Annotated in this window: 20 protein-coding genes and 1 tRNA gene; 8 read left to right on the forward strand and 13 right to left on the reverse strand. The window is 65.7% G+C overall.

Annotated elements, in window-relative coordinates:
- Positions 1-47: 47 nt before the first annotated feature.
- The 7 genes from iscU to R9B84_RS11165 form a co-directional block, all read right to left on the reverse strand.
- Positions 48-455 (reverse strand): Fe-S cluster assembly scaffold IscU, encoded by a 408-nt coding sequence (gene iscU / locus R9B84_RS11135; RefSeq protein WP_006481982.1) that lies wholly within the window; start codon positions 453-455, stop codon positions 48-50.
- A gap of 67 nt (positions 456-522) precedes the next feature.
- Positions 523-1,746, reverse strand: coding sequence for an IscS subfamily cysteine desulfurase (locus tag R9B84_RS11140; protein ID WP_423757997.1), 1,224 nt, complete (start codon positions 1,744-1,746; stop codon positions 523-525).
- A 65-nt stretch (positions 1,747-1,811) separates the two neighbouring features.
- Positions 1,812-2,351 (reverse strand): Fe-S cluster assembly transcriptional regulator IscR, encoded by a 540-nt coding sequence (gene iscR / locus R9B84_RS11145; RefSeq protein WP_122945788.1) that lies wholly within the window; start codon positions 2,349-2,351, stop codon positions 1,812-1,814.
- 114 nt (positions 2,352-2,465) lie between these two features.
- Entirely contained in the window at positions 2,466-2,948 is a 483-nt protein-coding gene (locus R9B84_RS11150; RefSeq protein WP_423757998.1) for a low molecular weight protein-tyrosine-phosphatase, read from the reverse strand.
- A 101-nt stretch (positions 2,949-3,049) separates the two neighbouring features.
- Positions 3,050-3,277 (reverse strand): hypothetical protein, encoded by a 228-nt coding sequence (locus tag R9B84_RS11155; RefSeq protein ID WP_423757999.1) that lies wholly within the window; start codon positions 3,275-3,277, stop codon positions 3,050-3,052.
- Positions 3,278-3,406: 129 nt separating this feature from the next.
- On the reverse strand, positions 3,407-4,819 hold the full coding sequence (locus R9B84_RS11160; RefSeq protein WP_423758000.1) for a lactate utilization protein B: 1,413 nt from the start codon (positions 4,817-4,819) through the stop codon (positions 3,407-3,409).
- Positions 4,820-4,854: 35 nt separating this feature from the next.
- Positions 4,855-5,577 carry a (Fe-S)-binding protein gene (locus tag R9B84_RS11165; RefSeq protein ID WP_174420589.1) on the reverse strand — a complete coding sequence of 241 codons (723 nt, stop codon included), beginning with the start codon at positions 5,575-5,577 and terminating at the stop codon, positions 4,855-4,857.
- Positions 5,578-5,760: 183 nt separating this feature from the next.
- Between R9B84_RS11165 and R9B84_RS11170 the strand changes: the two genes are divergently transcribed.
- Positions 5,761-6,570 (forward strand): IclR family transcriptional regulator, encoded by an 810-nt coding sequence (locus tag R9B84_RS11170; protein WP_262534067.1) that lies wholly within the window; start codon positions 5,761-5,763, stop codon positions 6,568-6,570.
- A 104-nt stretch (positions 6,571-6,674) separates the two neighbouring features.
- Here R9B84_RS11170 and pbpG read toward each other — a convergent pair whose 3' ends face one another.
- Complete coding sequence (gene pbpG / locus R9B84_RS11175; RefSeq protein ID WP_423758001.1) at positions 6,675-7,835, reverse strand: D-alanyl-D-alanine endopeptidase; 1,161 nt, start codon at positions 7,833-7,835, stop codon at positions 6,675-6,677.
- Positions 7,836-8,487: 652 nt separating this feature from the next.
- Between pbpG and R9B84_RS11180 the strand changes: the two genes are divergently transcribed.
- On the forward strand, positions 8,488-9,054 hold the full coding sequence (locus tag R9B84_RS11180) for a phasin family protein (protein WP_423758002.1): 567 nt from the start codon (positions 8,488-8,490) through the stop codon (positions 9,052-9,054).
- A 206-nt stretch (positions 9,055-9,260) separates the two neighbouring features.
- Here the strand turns inward: R9B84_RS11180 and lpdA are convergent, their stop codons facing one another.
- From lpdA to aceE, 3 genes are all read right to left on the reverse strand, one after another.
- Complete coding sequence (gene lpdA, locus R9B84_RS11185) at positions 9,261-11,021, reverse strand: dihydrolipoyl dehydrogenase (protein ID WP_423758003.1); 1,761 nt, start codon at positions 11,019-11,021, stop codon at positions 9,261-9,263.
- A 278-nt stretch (positions 11,022-11,299) separates the two neighbouring features.
- Positions 11,300-12,943, reverse strand: coding sequence for a dihydrolipoyllysine-residue acetyltransferase (gene aceF / locus R9B84_RS11190; RefSeq protein WP_423758004.1), 1,644 nt, complete (start codon positions 12,941-12,943; stop codon positions 11,300-11,302).
- A 68-nt stretch (positions 12,944-13,011) separates the two neighbouring features.
- Positions 13,012-15,708 carry a pyruvate dehydrogenase (acetyl-transferring), homodimeric type gene (aceE, locus tag R9B84_RS11195; RefSeq protein WP_423758005.1) on the reverse strand — a complete coding sequence of 899 codons (2,697 nt, stop codon included), beginning with the start codon at positions 15,706-15,708 and terminating at the stop codon, positions 13,012-13,014.
- 273 nt (positions 15,709-15,981) lie between these two features.
- Between aceE and fixL the strand changes: the two genes are divergently transcribed.
- The 4 genes from fixL (at position 15,982) to R9B84_RS11215 (ending at position 22,566) form a co-directional block, all read left to right on the forward strand.
- The gene (gene fixL / locus R9B84_RS11200; protein WP_423758006.1) at positions 15,982-18,498 is read left to right on the forward strand and encodes an oxygen sensor histidine kinase FixL; all 2,517 of its coding nucleotides are present in this window, start codon (positions 15,982-15,984) and stop codon (positions 18,496-18,498) included.
- Positions 18,495-19,133 (forward strand): oxygen response regulator transcription factor FixJ, encoded by a 639-nt coding sequence (gene fixJ / locus R9B84_RS11205; RefSeq protein WP_006493245.1) that lies wholly within the window; start codon positions 18,495-18,497, stop codon positions 19,131-19,133. The genes fixL and fixJ overlap by 4 nt, the downstream gene beginning before the upstream one ends.
- A gap of 226 nt (positions 19,134-19,359) precedes the next feature.
- Positions 19,360-20,220 carry a bifunctional methylenetetrahydrofolate dehydrogenase/methenyltetrahydrofolate cyclohydrolase FolD gene (gene folD, locus R9B84_RS11210; protein WP_175961259.1) on the forward strand — a complete coding sequence of 287 codons (861 nt, stop codon included), beginning with the start codon at positions 19,360-19,362 and terminating at the stop codon, positions 20,218-20,220.
- A gap of 258 nt (positions 20,221-20,478) precedes the next feature.
- On the forward strand, positions 20,479-22,566 hold the full coding sequence (locus tag R9B84_RS11215; RefSeq protein WP_423758007.1) for a M3 family metallopeptidase: 2,088 nt from the start codon (positions 20,479-20,481) through the stop codon (positions 22,564-22,566).
- Positions 22,567-22,629: 63 nt separating this feature from the next.
- Here the strand turns inward: R9B84_RS11215 and dinB are convergent, their stop codons facing one another.
- Entirely contained in the window at positions 22,630-23,793 is a 1,164-nt protein-coding gene (gene dinB, locus R9B84_RS11220) for a DNA polymerase IV (protein WP_423758008.1), read from the reverse strand.
- Positions 23,794-23,930: 137 nt separating this feature from the next.
- On the opposite strand from dinB, the gene R9B84_RS11225 reads away from it, so the two are divergent.
- Positions 23,931-24,623 (forward strand): aspartate/glutamate racemase family protein, encoded by a 693-nt coding sequence (locus R9B84_RS11225; protein ID WP_423758009.1) that lies wholly within the window; start codon positions 23,931-23,933, stop codon positions 24,621-24,623.
- Positions 24,624-24,720: 97 nt separating this feature from the next.
- Here R9B84_RS11225 and R9B84_RS11230 read toward each other — a convergent pair.
- Positions 24,721-24,797 (reverse strand) — tRNA-Met (locus tag R9B84_RS11230).
- A gap of 180 nt (positions 24,798-24,977) precedes the next feature.
- Here R9B84_RS11230 and xth point away from each other — a divergent pair.
- On the forward strand, positions 24,978-25,754 hold the full coding sequence (gene xth, locus R9B84_RS11235; protein ID WP_423758010.1) for an exodeoxyribonuclease III: 777 nt from the start codon (positions 24,978-24,980) through the stop codon (positions 25,752-25,754).
- The last annotated feature ends 16 nt before the right edge of the window (positions 25,755-25,770 follow it).

Genomic DNA, 25,770 nt, shown 5'->3' on the forward strand with positions numbered 1-25,770 from the left:
AAACTTGGGGCGGCCCGGCGTTTTCTTGCGAAGCCGCTCGATACCGCTCAGGCTGCTGCCTGATCGCCTTCCTTCGTGTCGTGGCGCTTCTTGTAGTCGGCCACGGCTGCCTTGATCGCGTCTTCCGCGAGGATCGAGCAGTGAATCTTCACCGGCGGCAGCGCGAGCTCTTCGGCGATCTGCGTGTTCTTGATCGACAGTGCTTCGTCGAGCGTCTTGCCCTTTACCCATTCGGTCACGAGCGAACTCGACGCGATCGCCGAACCGCAACCGTAGGTCTTGAACTTCGCGTCTTCGATCACGCCGTCCGCGCCGACGCGGATCTGCAGCTTCATCACGTCGCCGCAGGCGGGCGCGCCGACCATGCCCGTGCCGACCGTGTCGTCGTCCTTCGCGAACGAACCGACGTTGCGCGGGTTTTCGTAGTGATCCAGAACCTTGTTGCTGTAAGACATGACTCAGACTCCTTGACTCGTTACGTCTGCGTGCGCCAATCCGCCCGCGGGTGCATTCAATGCGTGTTCAGTGTGCGGCCCACTCGATCGTCGACAGATCGATGCCTTCCTGGTGCATTTCCCAGAGCGGCGACAGTTCGCGCAGCTTCGCGATCTTGCTGTTCAGCAGATTGACCACGAAGTCGACTTCCTGCTCCGTCGTGAAGCGGCCGACCGTGAAGCGGATCGAGCTGTGTGCCAGTTCGTCGTTGCGGCCGAGCGCACGCAGCACGTACGACGGCTCCAGCGACGCCGACGTGCAAGCGGAGCCCGACGACACCGCGACGTCCTTGATCGCCATGATCAGCGACTCGCCTTCGACGAAGTTGAAACTGATGTTGAGGTTGTGCGGGACACGGTGCTCCATGTCGCCGTTCACGTACGTTTCCTCGATCTGCGACAGGCCGCGCAGCAGCTTGTCGCGCAGCATGCGGACGCGCTCGTTCTCGGTCGCCATTTCTTCGCGCGCGATGCGGAACGCTTCGCCCATGCCGACGATCTGGTGCGTCGCCAGCGTGCCCGAACGCATCCCGCGCTCGTGGCCGCCGCCGTGCATCTGCGCCTCGATGCGCACGCGCGGCTTGCGGCGCACGTACAGCGCGCCGATGCCCTTCGGGCCGTAGGTCTTGTGCGCCGAGAACGACATCAGGTCGACCTTCAGCTTCGCGAGGTCGATCCCGACCTTGCCGGTCGACTGCGCGGCGTCGACGTGGAAAATGATGCCCTTTTCGCGGCAGATTTCACCGATCGTCTCGATGTCCTGGATCACGCCGATCTCGTTGTTCACGTGCATCACCGACACGAGGATCGTGTCGGGGCGCAGCGCGGCCTTGAACGCATCGAGGTCGAGCAGGCCGTCGTCCTTCACGTCGAGGTAGGTGACTTCGAAACCGTCGCGCTCGAGCTCGCGGCACGTATCGAGCACGGCCTTGTGCTCGGTCTTCACCGTGATGATGTGCTTGCCCTTGCCCTTGTAGAAGTTCGCGGCACCCTTGATCGCGAGGTTGTCCGATTCCGTTGCACCGGACGTCCAGATGATCTCGCGCGGATCCGCGTTCACGAGTGCGGCCACCTGCTCGCGCGCTTCCTCGACCGCGCGCTCCGCGCCCCAGCCATAAGCGTGGCTGCGCGACGCCGGGTTGCCGAACTGCTCGCGCAGGTACGGCACCATCTTGTCGACCACGCGCGGATCGACCGGCGTCGTCGCGCTGTAATCCATATAGATGGGCAGGTGGAGAGTCTCTTGGGTCATCTGTCGCTCCGGGTATTCTGTGCAGGGACTATGTGCGTTATGGGGTATGGCGGGCGCCTTCGCGCTCACGAACTCGCGATGTTGAACACCGAATTGGGGCCGAGCGGCATCGTGCGCACGGGCTCGGCCGGCGCGGCGGCGGGCTCCGGCGTGCGCCGGTCGCGCAGCACCGCGGGTGCGCCCTCGCGGGCGCGCTGCTGATCGACGAGATCCTGCAGCGACACGGAATCGAGGTATTCGACCATCTTCTGGTTCAGGGTCGACCACAGCTCGTGCGTCATGCAATGGCCGTCTGGCTGCTTCGAGCCGTCGCACGTGCCTTTGCCGCCGCACTGCGTGGCGTCGAGCGGTTCATCGACCGCGATGATGATGTCGGCAACGGTGACGTCCTGCGCGCGACGCGCGAGGTTGTAGCCGCCGCCCGGGCCGCGCACGGATTCGACGATTTCATGCCTGCGCAGCTTGCCGAACAGCTGTTCGAGATACGAGAGCGAAATCCGCTGGCGCTGGCTGATGCCTGCAAGCGTCACCGGGCCCTGCTCCTGGCGCAGTGCCAAGTCAATCATCGCCGTGACGGCGAAACGGCCTTTGGTGGTGAGTCTCATGGTGTCTAGGGGACTGCAATCTTGACGATTTTGGTCAAGTATAAATATTTGACGAATTTAGTCAAGTATCCATGCCTTTGAAAGGGTATTCGCAGATCGCTGAATACCGCGCGATCAGCGCTCCGCGCGGGCCCGAAGCGTCTCCAGCAGGCCCGCGCACGCGCGCTCGACCTGATCGAGCACCTGTTCGAAGCCCTGCGCACCGCCGAAATAGGGATCGGCCACTTCGGTTTCGGCCGAATCCGGCGCAAATTCCATCAGCAGGCGCACCTTGTCGCGATGCTGCGGCGGGCAGCGGCGATGCAGTTCCGCGAGATTCGCTTCGTCCATCGCCAGCAGCAGGTCGAAACGCTCGAAATCCGCCGCACTCACCTGCCGCGCACGCAGCGCCGACAGGTCGTAACCGCGGCTGCGCGCGGCTACCTGCGCACGCGTATCGGGCGGCTCGCCCACATGCCAGTCGCCGGTGCCGGCCGAGTCGATCGCGATCCGGTCCGCCAGCGCGGCAGCGTCGACCTGGTGACGCATCACGCCTTCTGCGGTGGGCGAACGGCAGATGTTGCCGAGACAGACGAAACAGATCGCAACGCGGGTCATCGCACTATCGGAAAGCCGCGGCGGACCGCGAAAGAAATGAACGCTGCATTATACAAAGGCGCCCGAAATCGCGCCGCCGCACAAAACGACGGCGCCGTGCATTACAGCGCCTTCGGCGCGGCGAGCACGACGTCGCCGGACGCCGCCGGCAGCGGCTGCGCCGCGTCGCCGACCAGCCCGAACGACACTGCGCGCGCCAGTTCGGCAGACGCCTGGTGAACCGCGAGCGGGCCACGCGACGGCGCATCGGCCATCGCATGCAGATAGGCAGCCGCAGCCAGCGGAACGACGATTGCCAGCGGCCAGTACATCGATATTGTCTTTTTCATGATGCGGACCTCCTTGACCTCGTACCCCGAAACCCAATTCCGGGGACTACAGACAGGATTCTATAGACCGCATCTATCGAGATAAATATACAAATAGCGAACGCACTGTTGTCGCCGGATGAACAGTCTTCAGCCGAGGTGGCTTTGCGATGCCGCGTACAGTTCGCGGAACGTGCGCCCGGTCGGCGTCGGCATGTCGCGCGTATCCATCCAGCCGCCCATCATCGGCAGGCGCCGCAGCGTGCCGCCGTTGCCGCCCAGCCGCTCGAGGACACGCACCGCGAGCTTGGTCGTCAGTGCGTACAGCATCGGCCGCCGCGCGACGAAGCCCCATGCGGCGAGCGCCGCCCGCTCGCGCCATGGCCGCAGGTGCCGCTCGACCTGCTTCTCGCGCAGCGTACGCAACAGGTGCGACAACGGAATCCCGACCGGGCACACGCTGTCGCATTCGCCGCACAGCGTCGCGGCCTGCGGCAGGTCGAGCGTGCGCTCGAGCCCGACGTAGCTCGGCGTCAGCACCGACCCCATCGGCCCCGGGTAGACCCAGCCGTACGCATGGCCGCCGACCTTCTGGTAAACCGGGCAGTGGTTCATGCACGCGCCGCAGCGGATGCAACGCAGCATCTCCTGGAACTCGCCGCCGATCAGGCCGGTACGGCCGCCGTCGACGAGCACCACGTAGTTGTGTTCAGGGCCGTCCTCGTCGCCCGGCCCGCGCGGCCCGGTCAGCAGCGAGAAATAGTTCGACGTCTTCTGCCCCGTCGCCGAGCGCGGCAACAGGCGCATCGCGGTCGCCAGATCCTCGAGTGTCGGCAGCACCTTCTCGATGCCCGTCACCGCGACATGCACGCGCGGCATCACCGTGCACATCCCCTCGTTCCCTTCGTTCGTCACGATCGCGACCGAGCCCGTCTCGGCGATCACGAAGTTGCCGCCCGTCACGCCCATGTCGGCCGACATGAAATGCGGGCGCAGCACCTCGCGCGCCTCGCGCGTCATGTCCGGAATCTCGGTGAGCCGCTCGCGGTGGTGCGTGCGCGCGAACAGGTCAGCAATCTCTTCCTTGTCCTTGTGCACGACGGGCGCAATGATGTGGCTCGGCGGCTCGTTGTCGTTGATCTGCAGGATGTATTCGCCGAGATCCGTCTCGATCGACTGCACGCCCATCTCCGCGAGCACCGCGTTCAGGCGCATTTCCTCGGACACCATCGACTTGGTCTTGATGACCTTCTGCACGTCGTGCCGACGCGCGATGTCGGCCACGAGCCGCGCGGCATCCGCGGTCGTTTCGGCGAACAGCACCGTCGTGCCGCGCCGCGTCGCCTCGCGCTCGAATGCCTCGAGCCACACGTCGAGGTTCTCCAGCGCGCGGTTGCGGCGCGCCTTGAGCGCGGCGCGCGTGGCCGGGAAGTCGATCGCGGTCATCGCGTCGGCGCGCGCGGACACGAACTTCGTCGACAGCTTCTTCAGGTTCTGCTGCAGGCGCTGGTCGGCCAGCTTCTGGCCGGCGCGCGCCTTGAAATGCATCGATTGGACTTGCATCGCGGTATCGGGGGAAAAGTGAGCGGAACCGGGCGTCAGACGTCGCCCGCCAGCACCTGCGCGACGTGTAGCACGCGCGTGTCGCGGTCGCCGGTGCGGCGCAACCGCCCTTCGATGTTCAGCATGCAGCCGAGATCGCCGAGCACGACCGCGCCCGCGCCCGACGCACGCACGTTCGCGCATTTCTCATCCGCGATGGCAGCCGAAATATCGCCGTACTTGACTGCGAACGTGCCGCCGAAGCCGCAGCAGTGCTCGCAGTCCTTCATCTCGGTGACCGCGATGCCGCGCTGCGCGAGCAGCGCGCGCGGCTGCGCCTTCACGCCGAGTTCGCGCAGGCCCGAGCACGAGTCGTGATAGGTAACGGGCCCGGTGAACTCGCCCGGCTCGAGCGACACCTTGGCGACGTTCGCAAGGAAATCGGTCAGTTCGTAGACTTTCTGCTGGAGCCGCGCGTAGCGCCCCATCAGTTCGGGGTCGTCGCGGAACAGGTCGCCGTAGTGCGTGCGGATCATCCCGCCGCACGAACCCGACGGCGCGACGACATAATCGAACTGCTCGAACTCGCGCAGCGTCTTTTCCGCGAGATCGCGCGCGAGCGCGCGGTCGCCGGAGTTGTAGGCCGGCTGGCCGCAGCAGGTCTGCGCGGGCGGCACGATCACCTCGTAACCGGCGTCGCGAATCAGCTTGAGCGCCGAGAAACCGATTTCGGGGCGCATCAGATCGACCAGGCAGGTCACGAACAAACCGACTCGCATACGTGCTCCTTCGAGAAAACGGCTCTCATTATCCGCCGTTTGGCCGGCAAGACCAACGCCGGCTCGCGCGCAAGCCCGCGCTGCGCGAAACGAGGACTTCCTCGAACGGCGTTCGCTTTTTTCACAATACGAGATACAATCGGCCCAACTCCGCTTGACGCGTCAACCGATTTCTCCCCCGACATGAGCCAACCCACCCCGGATTCAAAAACGTCGATCCAGGTGATCGAACGCATGATGCGGCTGCTGGACGCGCTCGCCGCGCACAGCGACCCTGTCAGCCTGAAGGAGCTTGCGCAGCGCACGGAGCTGCATCCGTCGACCGCGCACCGCATCCTCAACGACATGGTGACCTGCCGTCTCGTCGATCGCTCCGATCCCGGCACGTACCGCCTCGGCATGCGGCTGCTCGAGCTCGGCAACCTCGTGAAGGCGCGCCTGTCGGTACGCGACGCGGCGCTGAATCCGATGCGCGAGCTGCACCGCCTCACCGGGCAGACCGTGAACCTGTCGGTGCGCCAGGGCGACGAGATCGTCTATATCGAGCGCGCGTATTCGGAGCGTTCCGGGATGCAGGTCGTCCGTGCGATTGGCGGCCGTGCGCCGCTGCACCTCACGTCGGTCGGCAAGCTGTTCCTCGCGGCCGACGAAACGTCGCGCGTGCGCGCCTATGCGACGCGCACGGGGCTGTCCGGCCATACGCAGAACAGCATCACCGACATCGCGAAGCTCGAGCGCGAGCTGACGATCGTCCGCCAACAATCGTGCGCACGCGACAACGAGGAGCTGGAGCTCGGCGTGCGCTGTATCGCGGCCGGCATCTACGACGATTCGGGCAAGCTCGTCGCGGGCCTGTCGCTGTCGGCACCGGCCGATCGCCTGCAGGACGCGTGGCTCGGCCAGTTGAGCCGCACGGCGCTCACCATCTCGGAATCGCTCGGCTACCGGCCGGCGCCCGCGAAGGATGCGGACGGGCTGCAGCGGCAGGCGTAAGCTGCCTTCACCGGCCCCGGTTCTCCCGAACGAAAAAAGCCCCGCGATCGCGGGGCTTTTTGCTTGCAGCCGACCGGCGCGGCGGCGGACCGCCGCAGGCGCGATCAGGTGCCGCCGTTCGGCGCGTTGGCCGCCGTCAGGCGCTCGCCGCCGCCGGCATCGAGCCAGTTGCGCAGGCGTGCCGCGTCGGCGAAGCGCGAATACTTGCCGTACGAATCGAGCAGCACCATCACCATCGGCCGGCCGTGGATCGTTGCCTGCATCACGAGGCACTCGCCCGCTTCGTTGATGAAACCCGTCTTCTGCAGGCCGATGTCCCACGAGCCGTTGCCGCGGATCAGCGCGTTCGTGCTGTTGTAGGCGAGATTGCGCTTGCCCGTGTACACCTCGTAGCTGCGATCGGTCGAGAACTGGCGGATCGTCGGGTATTGGTACGCGGCATTGACCATCTTCACGAGGTCGCGCGCGCTCGACACGTTCGAGCTCGACAGGCCCGTCGAATTCTCGAAGTGCGTATCGGCCATGCCGAGCGACTTCGCCTTCGCGTTCATCGCGGCGATGAACGCCGGACGGCCGCCCGGGTAGTAACGCGACAGCGCGGCGGCCGCGCGGTTTTCCGACGCCATCAGCGCGATATGCAGCATGTCCTCGCGCGACAGCACCGAGCCGACCGACAGGCGCGAGCCCGTGCCCTTTTCGTAGTCGCGGTCTTCGTCGGTGACTTCGATCTGGTCGGTCATCGGCGACTTCGAGTCGAGCACGACCATCGCCGTCATCAGCTTCGTGATCGACGCGATCGGCACGACGGCGTGCGAATTCTTGTCGAACAGCGGTTCGCCGGAATTCTGGTCGACGACGTACGCGACGCTCGAGCGCAGCGCGAGCGCGTCCGGCGTGTCGTGCAGGCCGAACGCCTGGCCGACCGTCGGCCGGCGCGGCTGGAACGCGATCTTGCGGACCGCGCCGCGGTGGCCGCCATGCACGTTCGCCGCGAGCGTCACGCGCTTGCGCGACGCTCGCGGCGCATCGGCCGCTGCGACCTTGGCGGATTTGTCGGCGGTTGCCTTGGCCGTCTTCTTCTTCGCGGACGAAGCAGGAGCGACGGCCTTTTTCTTGGCAGCTTGTTGGGTCTTCGCAGTGGCGGCAAAGGCGTCAGCGGGCGCGACGGACGCGGTCGTCGCCAGCAAGGCGACGGCGACCGACACAGCCGTGCCGAGCGTCATGCTCTGCAACAATCTGCGCGGTGAAAACGATTCGGCTTTCATTGGGGTCTGGACAAAGCGGGCGGGAGTTTCCGCAAGTGTAGTTAAAGCTGAAAAAAAGAGCAATATTAGGCACTTACCGATCGTCGTTAAACCGGAATGTAAGAGTCGGCCAACCTCTGACCAATCGACTCTCCCGCCCCCATCGAAAAAATTCATGGGATGCGCTGCCCGACAGTACCCGTCTCCCGATTACCACACGGTTAATTGAGATAACGTCACTTTGGAGGCAATTTAAAGCGGGGAAACTACGTATCCGGCGCTCGGCGTGCCAGGCACTCCGACCTCGACCGTGGCGGCGGCACGTCGCCACGGCACGCGCATTGAAACGGCGCGTTTTCGACAGGAACAGAAGGATAACGTTCCACAGGCCTGTCAGGTTTACCGGTGCTTGATCATGGTGCGCCGCGCCTGCCCCGCGGCCGTGCGCACCATTTGGGAATTCGCGTGAAACCGATTCCGGACGGCCGCGATAACTTGTTGTTTTATCGATAATTTGTCACGATTGTGCAACGCACAAAAAATACTTGACATCCGTTTTCTCTGCCCTAAAATAGGCTTCATTGCTGCGTTGCACAAAGCACGCGCATCCGAGGTTCCCCTTTGTAGTGCCCCTTACCCTGCGATCGACGCGATCGCTTTTCAGGAGCTTGACATGTCCTTGCTGACCCCCGAGCAAATCGCCGCCGCACAGAAAGCCAACCTCGAAAGCCTGTTCGGTCTGACGACCAAGGCGTTCGAAAGCGTCGAAAAGCTGATCGAATTGAATCTGCAGGTCGTGAAGTCGACGCTGGCCGAGGGCCAGGAAAACGCACAGCGTCTGCTGTCGGTGAAGGACGCTCAGGAACTGATCGCACTGCAAGCGAGCCTGTCGCAGCCGGTCGCTGAAAAGGTGCTGTCGTACGGCCGTCACCTGTACGAAATCGCATCGTCGACGCAAGCCGAGTTCGCGAAGGTTGCTGAAGCCCAATTCGAAGAGCAGAACAAGAAGGTCCAGGCACTCGTCGACAACGTCGCGAAGAACGCCCCGGCCGGTTCGGAAACGGCTGTCGCCGCGCTGAAGTCGGCACTGAACGCTGCGAACACCACGTACGAAACGGTTCAGAAGGCTGCGAAGCAAGCCGTCGAGATCGCCGAAACGAACTTCAACGCCGCTGCTGCCGTCGCAACGAAGGCTGCTACCGCCGCTGCTGCACGTCGTACGAGCAAGCCGGCCGCGTAAGCGTCCCCTGCTCCTGAAAGAGCCGCGCTCAGCGCGGCTTTTTCGTTTCTGGCGCCGGAAACTGCGCGAACCGGTAGCCGCTCGCTACGCTCGAACAGCCGTTTGATCGCCGCGCCGGCCGCGAGCAAAAGAAAACGCCGCCGCCCGGCTTGCCCGGGCGGCGGCGTTTTTTCATGGCCGGCGCATGACCGGCCGTGCCGGTCGCGTTACTTCTTGCGTTGCGGCGGCAGGTCCGTACAGACGCCTTCGTACAGTTCGGCGGCCATGCCGACCGATTCGCCGAGCGTCGGGTGCGGATGGATCGTCTTGCCGATGTCTTCCGCGTCCGCGCCCATTTCGACGGCGAGGCACACTTCGCTGATCAGGTCGCCCGCGTTCAGGCCGACGATTGCACCGCCGATCACGCGATGGGTTTCCTCGTCGAAGATCAGTTTCGTGAAGCCTTCGTCGCGGCCGTTCGCGATCGCGCGGCCCGAAGCGGCCCACGGGAACACGGCCTTGCCGTACTTGATGCCTTCGGCCTTGCACTGGTCTTCCGTCTTGCCGGCCCACGCCACTTCCGGATCGGTGTACGCCACCGACGGGATCTGCAGTGCGTCGAAGTACGCCTTCTCGCCGTGCGCGGCTTCCGCCGCGACGTGGCCTTCATGCACTGCCTTGTGCGCGAGCATCGGCTGGCCGACGACATCGCCGATCGCAAAGATGTGCGGGACGTTCGTGCGCATCTGCTTGTCGACGTCGATGAAGCCGCGATCCGTGACGGCCACGCCTGCCTTGTCGGCGCCAATCTTCTTGCCGTTCGGGCTGCGGCCCACCGCGACGAGCACGAGGTCGTAGCGCTGCGCTTCCGCCGGCGCCTTCTCGCCCTCGAACTTCACGTAGATGCCGTCTTCCTTCGCTTCCGCGCCGACCGTCTTGGTCTTCAGCATCACGTTGCCGAAACGCTTCGCGTTGTACTTTTCCCAGACCTTCACGAGATCGCGGTCGGCGCCCATCATCAGGCCGTCCATCATTTCGACGACGTCGATCTCGGCGCCGAGCGTCGCGTACACCGTCGCCATTTCGAGGCCGATGATGCCGCCGCCGATCACGAGCAAGCGCTTCGGCAGCTGGCGCAGTTCGAGCGCGCCCGTCGAATCGACGACGCGCGGGTCTTCCGGCATGAACGGCAGCTTCACGGCCTGCGAGCCCGCGGCGATGATCGCCTGCTTGAACCTGACGACCTTCTTGCCGTTTTCGCCCTGCACTTCCATGTGATACGGATCGACGAATGCGCCGACGCCCGTGACAACTTCGACCTTGCGCGCCTTCGCCATGCCGGCGAGGCCCGTCGTCAGCTTCTTGACGACGCCGCCCTTGAAGTCGCGCAGCTTGTCGAGATCGACCTGCGGCTTGCCGAACGTGATGCCGTGCGACGCGAGCGCCGCGGCTTCGTCGATGACGAGCGCCGTGTGCAGCAGCGCCTTCGACGGGATGCAGCCCACGTTCAGGCACACGCCGCCGAGCGTCGAGTAGCGTTCGACGAGCACCGTCTTCATGCCGAGATCGGCTGCGCGGAACGCGGCCGAGTAGCCGCCGGGGCCGGCGCCGAGCACGAGCATGTCGCATTCGATGTCGACTGCGCCGGCGTAGCTGCCGGCTTGCGGCGCGGGCGCCGGGGCGGCCGGTGCCGGAGCAGCCGCTGCGGGCTTGGCCGGTTCGGGTGCTTTCGCGGGCGCGGCGGCGCCTGCCGAGGCTTCGACGATGGCGATGACGGTGCCTTGCGAGACTTTCTCGCCGGCTTTGACCTTGATTTCCTTGACGGTGCCGGCGACGTCGCTGGGCACTTCCATCGAGGCTTTGTCCGATTCGAGCGTGATGAGCGTCTGCTCTTTTTCGATCACGTCGCCCGGCTTCACGTTGACTTCGATGACATCGACGCCGCTGAAATCGCCGATATCCGGAACCTTGACTTCGATGAGACTCATTACTGTCCCCTTCTTGATTAGCTGCAGACAGAGGGGGAAGAAACCCGCGGGAGAACTACGGCCTGGCAAAAGAAGGACCACGACGCTGGGCAGGACCACCTTTGCCGTCCGCCCAAGGACGCGCCTTTCTTTTGGTTACTTTTCTTTGGAAGACAAAGAAAAGTGACCGCCGCCCCGCGCAGGGGCGACGCCGGCAGACCGTCAAGAAAGCCAGTTCAACGACGAGGCGTGGATAACAGAAAAGAAACCCACGCCCCCGCGAGCAACCTCCCCGCTCATCAAAGAATGATGCGACGGAAATCGCCGAGCAACGCGCCGAGATACGCATTGAACCGCGCGGCTTCCGCGCCATCGATCACGCGATGGTCATACGACAGCGACAGCGGCAGCATGAGACGCGGCACGAACTGCTTGCCGTCCCACACCGGCTTCGTCTGGCCGCGCGACAACCCGAGAATCGCCACTTCCGGCGCGTTGATGATCGGCGTGAAGTTCGTGCCGCCGATCCCGCCGAGCGACGAGATCGAGAAGCAGCCGCCCTGCATCTGGTCCGGCTTCAGCTTGCCGTCGCGCGCGGCCTTCGACAGGTCGCTCATTTCCTTCGCGATGTCGACGAGCCCCTTCTTGTCCGCATCGCGGATCACCGGCACGACGAGGCCGTTCGGCGTATCGGCAGCGAAACCGACGTGGAAGTACTGCTTGAACACGAGGTTGTCGCCGTCGAGGCTCGCGTTGAAGGTCGGGAACTTCTTCAGCGCGGCGACGACCGCCTTGATCACGAACGCGAGCATCGTGAACTTCACGCCCGCCTTCTCGTGCTCCTTGTTCAGCTGGACGCGCAGCGCCTCGAGCTCGGTGATGTCCGCTTCGTCGTTGTTCGTGACGTGCGGGATCATCACCCAGTTGCGATGCAGGTTCGCGCCCGAGATCTTCTTGATGCGCGACAGCGGCTTCGCCTCGAACGGGCCGAACTTCGAGAAGTCGACCTTCGGCCACGGCAGCAAATTCAGCTCGCCGCCACCTGCCGGCGCGGCCGCTGCCGCGCCCGGTGCTGCGCGCTGGCCCGTCATCACGCCCTTCACGAAGCCCGTGACGTCTTCCTTCGTGATGCGGCCCTTCGGACCCGAACCCTGCACGCGTGCAACTTCGACGCCGAGTTCGCGCGCGAACTTGCGCACCGACGGCGATGCGTGGCTGGCGCGGTATTCGCCCGACGGCGCTGCGGCCGGGGCGGCGGCGGCAGCCGGTGCCGGTGCAGCCTTCGCGGGCGCGGCGGCAGGCGCCGGAGCCGGCGCGGCAGCGGCCGGAGCCGGTGCGCTCGCCTGCGGTGCGGTAGCCGGCGCGCCTGCGGCTTCGAGCAGCACGATCAGCGTGCCTTCCGACACGGAATCGCCGACCTTCACCTTGATATCCTTCACGACGCCCGCAGCCGGGCTCGGGACGTCCATCGTCGCCTTGTCCGATTCGAGCGTGACGAGCGACTGCTCCTTCTCGACCGTGTCGCCGACCTTCACGCCGATCTCGATCACCGGGACATCCTTGTAGTCGCCGATGTCGGGCACCTTCACTTCGAGCGTGCCGCCGGCCGCTGCCGGTGCGGCAGCCGGTGCAGCCGCAGCCGGCGCTGCCGCCGGAGCCGGGGCTGCTGCCGGAGCAGCCGCGCCGTTCGGCTGGGCGGCTGCGCCGCCGTCGAGCAGGATGATCAGCGTGCCTTCCGACACCGAATCGCCCACCTTCACCTTCACTTCCTTCACCGTGCCCGCAGCCGGGCTAGGGACGTCCATCGTCGCCTTGTCGGACTCGAGCGTGACGAGCGACTGCTCGGGCTCGACCGTATCGCCCGCCTTCACGAGCACTTCGATGACGGGCACGTCCTTGTAATCGCCGATATCCGGCACCTTCACTTCGATCGCTTGACTCATCTGTTTCTGTCTCCATGGCCGCGCGCGCTCCTCCCGGAAGCGGCGCGCGGCATCACACGGCGTGTGCGTTAAACGGTCATCGGGTTGGGCTTGGACGGATCGAGGTTGTACTTGGCGATCGCGTCCGCGACCACCTTGCGCTCGATCGTGCCTTCGTCGGCCAGCGCGTTGAGCGCGGCGACGGTGACCCAGTGGCGGTCGACCTCGAAGAAGTGGCGCAGGTTCTCGCGCGTGTCCGAACGACCGTAGCCGTCGGTGCCCAGCACGACGAAGCGGCGATCGATCTGGCCGCGGATCTGGTCGACCAGCGCACGAACGTAGTCGGTCGATGCGATGACCGGGCCCTGCGTGTCCTTCAGGCACTTCTGCACGTGCGACAGGCGACGCTCCTCGGTCGGATGGAGCAGGTTCCAGCGCTCGATTTCGTGGCCTTCGCGCGCGAGCTCGGTGAAGCTCGGCACGCTCCACAGGTCGGCGGCGACGCCCCAGTCGTTCTTCAGCAGATCGGCGGCGGCGATCACTTCGTTGAAGATCGTGCCCGCGCCGAGCAGCTGGACGCGCGGCGCCTTCGTGTTCGCATCGGCCTTCTTGAACGCGTACATGCCCTTGATGATGTCGGCCGCCACTTGCTCGCCCTGCGGGATCGCCGGGTGCTCGTAGTTCTCGTTCATCACCGTGATGTAGTAGTACACGTCTTCCTGGTCCTGCACCATGCGGCGCAGGCCGTCCTGGATGATCACAGCCAGTTCATAACCGAAGGTCGGGTCGTAGCTCACGCAGTTCGGCACCGATGCCGCCCACAGGAGCGAGTGGCCGTCTTCGTGCTGCAGGCCTTCGCCGTTCAGCGTCGTGCGGCCCGCGGTACCGCCGAGCAGGAAGCCGCGCGAACGCATGTCGCCCGCGGCCCATGCGAGGTCGCCGATCCGCTGGAAGCCGAACATCGAGTAGAAGATGTAGAACGGCACCATGATCTCGCCGTGCGTCGAATACGACGTCGCCGCCGCGATCCAGTCGCACATGCCGCCCGCCTCGTTGATGCCTTCCTGCAGGATCTGGCCGGTTTCCGATTCCTTGTAGAACATCAGCTGGTCGGAATCTTCCGGCACGTACTTCTGGCCTTGCTGGTTCCAGATGCCGATCTGGCGGAACAGGCCTTCCATGCCGAACGTGCGCGACTCGTCCGGGACGATCGGCACGACGCGCTTGCCGAGCGCCTTGTCCTTCAGCAGGATGTTCAGGATCCGCACGAACGCCATCGTCGTCGAGATCTCGCGGCCTTCGCCCGTGCCCTTCAGGAGCGGCTCGAACGCGTCGAGCGCCGGCACCGGCAGCGAGGTCGCCTTCTCGCGGCGCTGCGGCAGGTAGCCGCCGAGGTCCATGCGCTGCTTGCGCATGTATTCGAGTTCCTTCGAGCCTTCGTCGAACTTGAGGTACGGCACGTCGGCGATCTGTTCGTCGGTGATCGGCAGGCGGAACTGGTCGCGGAACTTCTTCAGTTGCTCGACCGGCAGCTTCTTCTGCTGGTGCGTGATGTTCATCGCCTGGCCCGACTCGCCCATCCCGTAGCCCTTGATGGTCTTCGCGAGGATGACGGTCGGCGCGTCCTTCGTGTTGCTGGCCTCGTGGAACGCCGCGTAGATCTTGTGCGGATCGTGGCCGCCGCGGTTCAGCGCCCAGATGTCGTCGTCCGACCAGTCGGCGACCAGCGCCTTCAGTTCAGGCGTGTTGAAGAAGTGCTCGCGGACGAACGCGCCCGATTCCGACTTGTACGTCTGGTATTCGCCGTCGACGACTTCCATCATGCGGCGCATCAGCGCGCCCGTCTTGTCGCGTGCGAACAGCGCATCCCAGCGGCTGCCCCAGATGACCTTGATCACGTTCCAGCCGGCGCCGCGGAATTCCGATTCCAGTTCCTGGATGATCTTGCCGTTGCCGCGCACCGGGCCGTCGAGACGCTGCAGGTTGCAGTTGATCACGAACACGAGGTTGTCGAGCTTCTCGCGGCTCGCCATCCCGATCGCGCCGAGCGATTCCGGTTCGTCCGTCTCGCCGTCGCCGAGGAACGCCCACACCTTGCGGCCCTGCGTCTTCGCGATGCCGCGCGCTTCGATGTACTTCATGAAGCGCGCCTGGTAGATCGCCATGATCGGGCCCAGGCCCATCGACACGGTCGGGAACTGCCAGAAGTCCGGCATCAGCCACGGGTGCGGATACGACGAGATGCCGTTGCCGCCGACTTCCTGGCGGAAGTTGTCGAGCTGGTTCTCGGTCAGGCGGCCGAGCAGGAACGCGCGCGAGTACACGCCCGGCGACGAGTGGCCCTGCACGAACACGAGATCGCCGCCGTGGTTCTCGGACGGCGCGTGCCAGAAGTGGTTGTAGCCGACGTCATAGAGCGTCGCGGCCGATGCGAACGATGCGATGTGGCCGCCGACGTTCGTGTCCTTGCCCGCGCGCAGCACCATCGCCAGCGCGTTCCAGCGCGTGTACGAACGGATGCGGTGCTCGAGGTCCTGGTCGCCAGGAATCTTCGCCTGGGCTTCGACCGGGATCGTGTTGATGTACGGGGTATTCGCGGAGAACGGCAGGTGTTCGCCGTGCATGCGCGCGAACTCGATCTGCTTTTCGATCAGGTAATGCGCGCGGCCGGTGCCCACGGAGGAGATCACGCCATCGAGCGACTCGAGCCACTCAACGGTTTCTTGCGGGTCGTCGTCACGTTCGGCGGCGACATATTTCATCACTTCGTTCGGTACAGCGGACATTCTCGTCTCCTGGGTCCTGGAATGTGAGGATCGCTCTCGTGCAGACGACGCGACGCGACCGGCTGCGGGCAAGCTCCAGCGGATTGTAATGAGCGTGCGCGGGCCCGCGCAACAAGATTTTCGAATTGTGAGATCTTTTCTCGTAATGCGGAATATTGCTGCGCTGCACCCTTGTTTCGGGGCTCCGCGGCACGTCCCCGCAGCATAAATCCGTTTCCGTTCAACATATGCGGTACAGGTTTTCCATGTATTGCGCTGCGCTACAATCCTGCCATGTTGACCGATCGGCTTTTCGCACGCTCGGCGCGACCGTCGGGCCCGCCGGCGGAGTCGCAGCCGTCCCGTTGGCACCACGGACCGTGGTGGTCCAATTCCTATTTGCTGACGCCGCTGCTGTCGATCCTGGTGTTCCTGGTGGTGATGAGCCTCATCCTGTGGAGCCTCAATCGCCGCGAACAGCAGCAGCAGGAAGACACCCTCTTCCGTAACGTCGCGTGGGCGCAGCAGCAGATCCGCCTGTCGATGACGGGCGCGCAGGAACAGCTCCAGGCGCTGTCGCGCGATCTCGCGTCGGGCCGCCTCGACCAGAACGCGTTCCAGATGGCCGTCGCGGACGTGATGCAGACGCATCCGGAAATCCTCTACCTGAACTGGTACACCGCGCCCGGCGTGCAGCGCTGGCCGACCGTGCATCCGCCGCTGCTCGGCCAGCGGCTCGCGAAGCCCGGCGACGCACAGATGCAGGACGCCGTGCGCGGCGCCTACGACGAAGCGCGCAGCACGCGCCGCCAGGCCTATTCGCCGCTGATGTACGACGACTTCGGCAACGGCTTCATCACGCTGCAGACGCCGGTGATGCGCGGCGACCGCGAGTATCTCGGCTCGATCGCCGCGGTGTTCTCGGTCGAAGGCATCCTGAAGCACGACATCCCGCAGGAGCTGTCGTCGAAGTACAAGATCTCGATCACCGACGCGAACAACCGCGAGCTGTCGTCCACGTCGACGCGCCCGCGCCTGCCGCGCGACTCGCACTACGACCTGCCGCTCGACCCGCCCGGCCAGGGGCTGACCGTGCGCGTGTACGCGTTCCCGCAGCTCACGAACCTGACCAACAACACGCTCGTGTGGCTCGTCGCGGGGCTGTCGTGCTTCGTGCTGTGGAGCCTCTGGAGCCTGTGGAAGCACACGCGCCAGCGCTTCGAGGCGCAGCAGGCGCTGTACGCGGAAGCGTTCTTCCGCCGCGCGATGGAGAACTCGGTGCTGATCGGCATGCGCGTGCTCGACATGCACGGCCGCATCACGCACGTGAACCCGGCGTTCTGCCGGATGACCGGCTGGGACGAGAGCGACCTCGTCGGCAAGGTCGCGCCGTTCCCGTACTGGCCGCGCGACGCCTATCCGGAAATGCAGCGCCAGCTCGACATGACGCTGCGCGGCAAGGCGCCGAGCTCGGGCTTCGAGCTGCGCGTGCGGCGCAAGAACGGCACGCTGTTCCATGCGCGCCTGTACGTGTCGCCGCTGATCGACAGTTCCGGCCGCCAGACCGGCTGGATGTCGTCGATGACCGACATCACCGAGCCGAAGCGCGCGCGCGAGGAACTCGCGGCCGCGCACGAGCGCTTCACGACGGTGCTCGAAAGCCTCGACGCCGCGGTGTCGGTGCTGGCCGCCGACGAGGCCGAGCTGCTGTTCGCGAACCGCTACTACCGCCACCTGTTCGGCATCCGCCCCGACGGCCATCTCGAGCTGTCGGGCGGCGGCTTCGATCGCGCACAGGCATCGTCCGACTCGATCGACATGGTCGACGCGTTCGCGGGCCTGCCGGCCGCAGCGCTGACGAGCAGCACCGCCGATGCGCAGGAGGTGTACGTCGAGAGCATCCAGAAGTGGTTCGAGGTGCGCCGCCAGTACATCCAGTGGGTGGACGGCCACCTCGCGCAGATGCAGATCGCGACCGACATCACGACCCGCAAGAAGGCGCAGGAACTCGCGCACCAGCAGGAAGAGAAGCTGCAGTTCACGAGCCGATTGATGACGATGGGTGAAATGGCGTCGTCGATTGCTCACGAATTGAATCAGCCGCTCGCCGCGATCAACAACTACTGCTCGGGCACGCTCGCGCTCGTCAAGAGCGGCCGCGGCACGCCCGAGACGCTACAGCCCGCGCTGGAAAAGACCGCGCAGCAGGCGCTGCGCGCGGGGATGATCGTCAAGCGGATCCGCGAATTCGTGAAGCGCAGCGAGCCGAAGCGCCAGCCGGCGCGCGTCGCGGACATCGTCGCCGACGCGGTCGGGCTCGCCGAAATCGAGGCCAGGAAGCGCAGGATCCGGATCGTCACGGAAATCCTCGCAAGAATGCCTATTATTTATGTCGACCCCGTGCTGATCGAGCAGGTGCTGATGAACCTGATGAAGAACGCGGCCGAGGCGATGGCCGACGTGAAGCCGGCGTCGGCGGACGGCGTGATCCGCGTCGTCGCCGACATCGATGCGGGATTCGTCGACATCCGCGTGATCGACCAGGGTCCGGGCGTCGACGAAGCGACCGCCGAACGCCTGTTCGAACCGTTTTACAGCACCAAGTCCGATGGCATGGGCATGGGGCTGAACATCTGCCGTTCGATCATCGAATCGCATCGGGGGCGTCTGTGGGTGGTCAACAACGTCGAGCCGGATGGCCGCATTTCCGGCGCGACGTTCCACTGCAGCCTGCCCATTGGGGAACCCGCTGATCTCGGCCAAGGGGGGCGCGAGGCATCGGCATCACATACCGTAACGGGAGAACTATGAATAGCCCTGTCACCACCACTCAGGAAACCGTCTTTGTCGTTGACGACGACGAGGCCGTACGGGACTCGCTGCGCTGGCTGCTGGAGGCGAACGGCTATCGCGTGCAATGCTTCTCGAGCGCCGAGCAATTCCTCGATGCGTACCAGCCTGCGCAACAGGCCGGACAGATCGCGTGCCTGATCCTCGACGTGCGGATGTCGGGCATGAGCGGTCTCGAACTGCAGGAACGCCTGATCGCCGACAACGCCGCGCTGCCGATCATCTTCGTCACGGGTCACGGCGACGTGCCGATGGCCGTGTCGACGATGAAAAAGGGTGCGATGGACTTTATCGAGAAACCGTTCGACGAAGCCGAGCTGCGCAAGCTCGTCGAGCGGATGCTCGACAAGGCCCGAAGCGAGAGCAAGAGCGTCCAGGAACAGCGTGCCGCGAGCGAACGCCTGTCGAAGCTGACCGCGCGCGAACAGCAGGTGCTCGAACGGATCATCGCGGGCCGCCTGAACAAGCAGATCGCCGACGACCTCGGCATCAGCATCAAGACGGTCGAAGCGCACCGCGCGAACATCATGGAAAAGCTCAACGTCAACACGGTGGCCGACCTGCTGCGCCTCGCGCTGTCGAAGAAACAGGCCTGAGCGTACGCCGGCCGCGGCGGCCCTGCCCGCCCGGCCCGGCCGCCCCGCGCGATGCGGCCCACTCGCGCGGCGGCGGCCTTTCCTCCCGGCGCGCGAGCGCCGCGGTCATGACGCTTCCTGCTGATTCGCTGTCGGACGGCAGCAGGCGAACGGTATAATTGCGTGTTTTGCTGCGGCGCTTCGTGCCGTACGCACGCATTCCAACTTCCCGGCAGGACCCACCACCATGACAGCCCTCCTCATCGACGGCAACGCCCTTTCGAAGACCTTGCGCGCGCAGGCCGCCGAACGCGCCGCCGCCCTGACCGCACGCGGCCACCAGCCCGGCCTCGCGGTAATCCTCGTCGGCGAAAACCCGGCGAGCGAAGTCTACGTGCGCAACAAGATCAAGGCGTGCGAGGACAACGGTTTCTTCTCGCTGAAGGACACGTACCCGGCAACGCTGTCGGAAGCCGACCTGCTCGCGCGCATCGACGAACTGAACCGCGACCCGAAGATCCACGGCATCCTCGTCCAGTTGCCGCTGCCCGCGCACATCGACAGCCACAAGGTGATCGAGGCGATCGCACCGGAGAAGGACGTCGACGGCTTTCACGTTGCGAACGCCGGCGCGCTGATGACCGGCAAGCCGCTGTTCCGCCCGTGCACGCCGTATGGCGTGATGAAGATGTTCGCCGCGCATGACATCGCGCTGCAGGGCGCGAACGCAGTCGTGATCGGCCGCTCGAACATCGTCGGCAAGCCGATGGCGATGCTGCTGCTCGAAGCCGGCGCGACCGTGACGATCTGCCACAGCAAGACGCGCGACCTCGCCGCGCACACGCGGCAGGCCGACATCGTGGTCGCCGCGGTCGGCAAGCGCAACATCCTGACGGCCGACATGGTGAAGCCCGGCGCGACGGTGATCGACGTCGGCATGAACCGCGACGACGCAGGCAAGCTGTGCGGCGACGTCGATTTCGCGGGCGTGAAGGAAGTCGCCGGCCACATCACGCCGGTGCCGGGCGGTGTCGGCCCGATGACCATCACGATGCTGCTGATCAACACGATCGAAGCCGCCGAGCGCGCTGCCGCCGCGGCCGCCTGACCCCCTCTGCCCGTACAGCCGGCGCGCGGTCCCGTGCGCCGGCGTCTCGCCAGCCGCACCACACCGGCTGCACCACGCCGGCCGCGCGTCGCCCGACGGCTTGCCGTCCCGCATCCGACCCTGCGTCAATCGCGCCGTTAGAAACTAACGATTGGAAAGCGCACGATGCGCCCCAATAATGTCGGTATCGGGCGCCATCGCGCCCAGCCGCCGTTACCCTTTTCATCCCGGTTCATCCGGCAACAGACAGGGAGTCTTATGTCCGCCAGCGCCAACACCAATCCGCTCCTCGACTTCACCGGCCTGCCCCGCTTCGGCGAAATCCGCCCGGAACACGTGACGCCCGCGCTCGATACGCTGCTCGACGCAGCCGGTCGCGCGGTCGACGCCGCGAGCGCGCCCGCGACGCCGGCGACCTGGGCCGCCGTCGTCGAGACGGTCGAGCAGGCGACGGAGCCGCTCGGCCGTGCGTGGGGCGTCGTCGGCCACCTGAACGCGGTCGCCGATACGCCCGAGCTGCGGGCCGCATACGGCGAGAACCTGCCGCGCGTGACCGAGTTCTGGTCGAGCGTCGGCCAGAATCTCGCGCTGTACGAGAAGTACAAGGCGATCGCCGCGAGCGCCGAATACGCGACGCTGTCCGCCGAGCGCAAGAAGATCCTCGACAACGCGCTGCGCGATTTCCGCCTGTCGGGCGCCGAGCTGCCCGAGGACCAGAAGCCGCGCTTCGCGGAACTGCAGGAACAGCAGGCCGCGCTGTCGAAGGCGTTCTCCGACCACGTGCTCGACGCGACCAACGCGTACGCGTACTTCGTGCAGGACGACGCCGAACTGGCCGGCCTGCCCGGCGACGCGATCGAGGCCGCCCGCGAAGCCGCGCAGAAGGACAGCAAGGACGGCTGGAAATTCACGCTGCACTTTCCGTCATACTTCCCGGTGCTGCAGTACGCGAACACCCGCGCGCTGCGCGAGACGCTCTACCGCGCCTATGCGACGCGCGCGTCGGAACTGGGGCCGCAGTACGGCGACGGCAAGGCCGAGTGGGACAACACGGCGATCGTCGCCGACGAGCTGAAGCTGCGCCGCGAAGAGGCGCAGATGCTCGGCTACCGCAACTTCGCCGAAGTGTCGCTCGCGCCGAAGATGGCCGAATCGCCGCAGCAGGTGATCGCGTTCCTCGAGGATCTCGCGACGCGCGCGCGCCCGCACGCGGACAAGGACTGGGACGAACTGCGCGCATTCGCGGCGAAGGAACTCGGCCTCGCCGAACTCGCGCCGTGGGACGTCGCGTACGCAGCCGAAAAGCTGCGCGAGCAGCGCTACGCGTTCTCGGAAAACGAGGTCAAGCAGTACTTCCCGGAGCCGGCCGTGCTGAAGGGCCTGTTCACCGTCACCGAGACGCTGTTCGGCGTGCGGATCAAGCCGGACGACGCGCCGGTGTGGCACAAGGACGTGCGCTTCTTCCGCGTCGAAAACCGCGACGGCTCGCTCGTCGCGCAGTTCTATCTCGACCTGTACGCGCGCGAAGGCAAGCGCGGCGGCGCATGGATGGACGACGCGCGTTCGCGCGCGAAGCGCGGCAGCACCGTGCAGACGCCGGTCGCATACCTGACCTGCAACTTCTCGGCACCGGTCGGCGGCAAGCCCGCGTGCTTCACGCACGACGAAGTCATCACGCTGTTCCATGAGTTCGGCCACGGGCTGCATCACATGCTCACGCGCGTCGACGAACTCGGCGTGTCCGGCATCAACGGCGTCGAATGGGATGCGGTCGAGCTGCCGTCGCAGTTCATGGAAAACTTCTGCTGGGAATGGGACGTGCTGTCGTCGATGTCGTCGCACGTCGACACGGGCGCCACGCTGCCGCGCGACCTGTTCGACAAGATGATCGCCGCGAAGAATTTCCAGAGCGGGCTCGGCACGCTGCGCCAGATCGTGTTCTCGATGTTCGACATGCTGCTGCACGTCGACTTCGACCCGGCGGGTGCAACCGGCGTGACCGCATTCGCGCGCGAGATCAACGAGCGCTATCACGTGATCCCGCAAGCGGCGTTCTCGCGCTGGCCGAACACGTTCAGCCATATCTTCGCGGGCGGTTATGCGGCCGGCTACTACAGCTACAAATGGGCCGAGGTGCTGTCGGCCGACGCGTACGCGGCATTCGAGGAAGCGGCGGCCGCGAGCGGCAGCGTGCTCGACGCGGCGACCGGCACGCGCTATCGCCGCGAAATCCTCGAGGTCGGCGGCAGCCGGCCGGCGATGGATTCGTTCAAGGCGTTCCGCGGCCGCGAGCCCGAAATCGATGCGCTGCTGCGCCACAACGGGATGGCCGCGCCCGCGCACTGAGCGCGCCGCCCCGCCCGACCCTTCGGGCTGCATCGAAAGGCATCGCTTCGGCGGTGCCTTTTTTCATGGTGCGGTCGATTCGTCGTCGAACAGCGAGAACTGCCCGTGACGCTCGGCCGTGTCCTCATCGATGCGCACGCCGACGCCGAGCAGCCGCACGGCCTGCGCGCGCCGCTGCAGCCCCTTCGCGAGCAGCGTGACGGCCGTATCGGCATTCGTCGCGTCGGCCACGCACTCGACCGTCGTGCGCTGGAAATCGGCGAAGCGGATCTTCACGTACAGCTTGCGGATCGACCGCGCGGCGCCGGCGCGCGCGACGCGCACGTCGAGTTGCACGACGAGGCGGCGGATTTCCTCCGCGCATTGCTCGAGCGTCGTCAGGTCGGTCACGTAGGTCGTCTCGACGCTGACCGACTTGCGCTCCTGGTCGGCCTGCACGGGCCGCTCGTCGATCCCGCGCGACAGCTCGTACAGCCGCCGCCCGAACGCGCCGAATTCGCGGTGCAGGTCGATCAGCGGCCAGTCGCGCAATTGCGCGCAGGTCTGGATGCCGAGCCGGTCGAGCCGCGTAGCCGTCACCTTGCCGACGCCGTGCAGCTTGCGCACCGGCAGCGCCGCGACGAACGCGTCGATCTCGTGCGGCCGCACGACGAACAGGCCGTCGGGCTTGTTCCAGTCGGACGCGATCTTCGCGATGAACTTGTTCGGCGCGACGCCGGCCGACACGGTCACGCCGACCGTGTCGTGCACGCGCTGGCGGATCTCCCGCGCAATCAGCGTCGCGCTGCCCTGGCACCGCTCGGACCCGCTGACGTCGAGGTACGCCTCGTCGAGCGACAACGGCTCGACGTCGGGCGTGTAGTCGCGATAGATCGCCATGATCTGCCGCGACGCCGCGCGGTACTTGTCCATCGCGGACGGCAGGATCAGCAGGTCCGGACACTTGCGCATCGCCAGCGCCGACGACATCGCCGAATGCACGCCGTAGCGCCGCGCCTCGTAGTTGCAGGTCGCGATCACGCCGCGCTGGTCCGGCCGGCCGCCGACCGCGATCGGCCGGTTGCGCAGCGACGGGTCGTCGCGCATCTCGACCGACGCGTAGAAACAGTCGCAATCGCAATGAATGATCTTGCGCATGCGCGGCAGCACGTCGCCCGGCGGCGGTGCGTGTGGATCGGCAGGCGGAATGGTGGTCGGGTTCACGGTGCCGATACTGTACAAAAACACAGTGCCGGTTTCAACTGTCGCGTGCGGCCACGCCCGGCTGCGCCGTACCGGCCCGCTTTGCACGGATCGTATTGGCGGTGCGCGGAGAGCGGCGCCTATACTCGTCTGCCGCGACACACGAAACGCAAAGGTGACGAATGAAGACGATCGGACTGATCGGCGGAATGAGCTGGGAATCGTCGGCCGAGTACTACCGGATGATCAACCGGCACTCGAAGGCGCTGCATGGCGGGCATCACAACGCGAAGAGCGTGCTGGTGACGGTCGATTTCGCGGAGATCGAAGCGCTGCAGCGCACGCAAGACTGGGCCGCACTCGGCGAACGGATGGCCGGCGCCGCGCGGCAGCTCGAAGCGGCCGGCGCCGATCTCGTCGTGCTGACGACCAATACGATGCACCGCGTGCATGACGCGATCGAAGCCGCGGTGACGCTGCCGTTCCTGCACATCGCCGATCCGACCGGCACCGCGCTGCGCGACGCGGGCGTCGAGCGCGTCGCGCTGCTCGGCACGCGCTACACGATGGAGCTGCCGTTCTATGCGGAGCGGCTGCGCGGGAAGTTTGGGATGGAGGTGCTGGTACCGGACGAACGCGGGCGCGACGACGTGCACCGGATCATCTACGACGAGCTGTGTCACGGCGTCATCTCGCACGAATCGCGCGCGACGTACGTGACGATCATCGAAGGACTGGCGAAGCGCGGCGCGCAGGCCGTGATCCTCGGCTGTACGGAAATCACGCTGCTGATCGGCGCGGACGACTCGCCGCTGCCGGTATTCGACACGACCGCGCTGCATGCGAAGGCGGCCGTGGAATGGGCTGCGCGATAACGATACACGCGCAGAAAACAAAAAACCCGGCACGAGGCCGGGTTCCTGTCGACGAAGCGCGCATCGGTCATATGCGCCGCACATCGTCTGGTGTGCTTGGTTGCGGGGGTAGGATTTGAACCTACGACCTTCGGGTTATGAGCCCGACGAGCTGCCAGACTGCTCCACCCCGCGTCAGAGAAATAAATTATAGGGTGAGGAAGTACTCACGTCAACACTTTTGTCGCAATTTCTTTCCCCCCCCACGCAGCGATGCGTGGCACCCTCGCCGCCTCGCGCATCGCACGCGTTCGCGCCGCGTGCTCGCGGTAAGATGGCGGCCTTCGCATTCACGCCGTACGCACACTCCCGTTCATGAAAATCGCCACCTGGAACGTCAACTCGCTCAACGTCCGCAAGCAGCACGTGCTCGACTGGCTCGCGCAAAGCGGCACCGACGTGCTGTGCCTGCAGGAACTGAAGCTGCCCGACGAGAAATTCCCGCGCGTCGATCTCGAAGCGGCCGGCTACCGCAGCTGGTTCACGGGCCAGAAGACCTACAACGGCGTCGCGATCCTCGCGCGCGACACGCTGTCCGTCGACGAAGCGGACGTCGTGCGCAACATCCCCGGCTTCGACGATCCGCAGCAGCGCGTGGTCGCCGCGACGGTCGACGGCGTGCGCATCGTGTCCGCCTATTTTCCGAACGGCCAGGCGCCCGACTCCGACAAGTTCGTCTACAAGATGCAGTGGCTCGACGCGCTGCACGCATGGCTGAGCACGGAACTGCAGCGCTACCCGAAGCTCGCGCTGCTCGGCGACTACAACATCGCGCCGGAAGACCGCGACGTGCACGATCCCGCGAAATGGGAAGGCCAGAACCTCGTGTCGCCGCAGGAGCGCGCGCACTTCGCCAAGCTGATCGAGCTCGGCTTCGTCGATGCGTTCCGCCGCTTCGAACAGCCCGAGAAGACCTTCACGTGGTGGGACTACCGGATGATGGCGTTCCGCCGCAACGCGGGGCTGCGCATCGACCACATCCTGCTGTCGCCGGCGCTCGCCGCCACCTGCACGTCGTGCGAGGTCGATCGCACGCCCCGCACGTGGGAACAGCCGTCCGACCACACGCCCGTCGTCGCGGTCGTCGGCTGATCGCGCCGCCCGCGCG

Origin of the sequence: Burkholderia sp. NLJ2, assembly GCF_049487195.1 — a bacterium.
GTDB classification, from domain to species: Bacteria; Pseudomonadota; Gammaproteobacteria; order Burkholderiales; family Burkholderiaceae; genus Burkholderia; species Burkholderia pyrrocinia.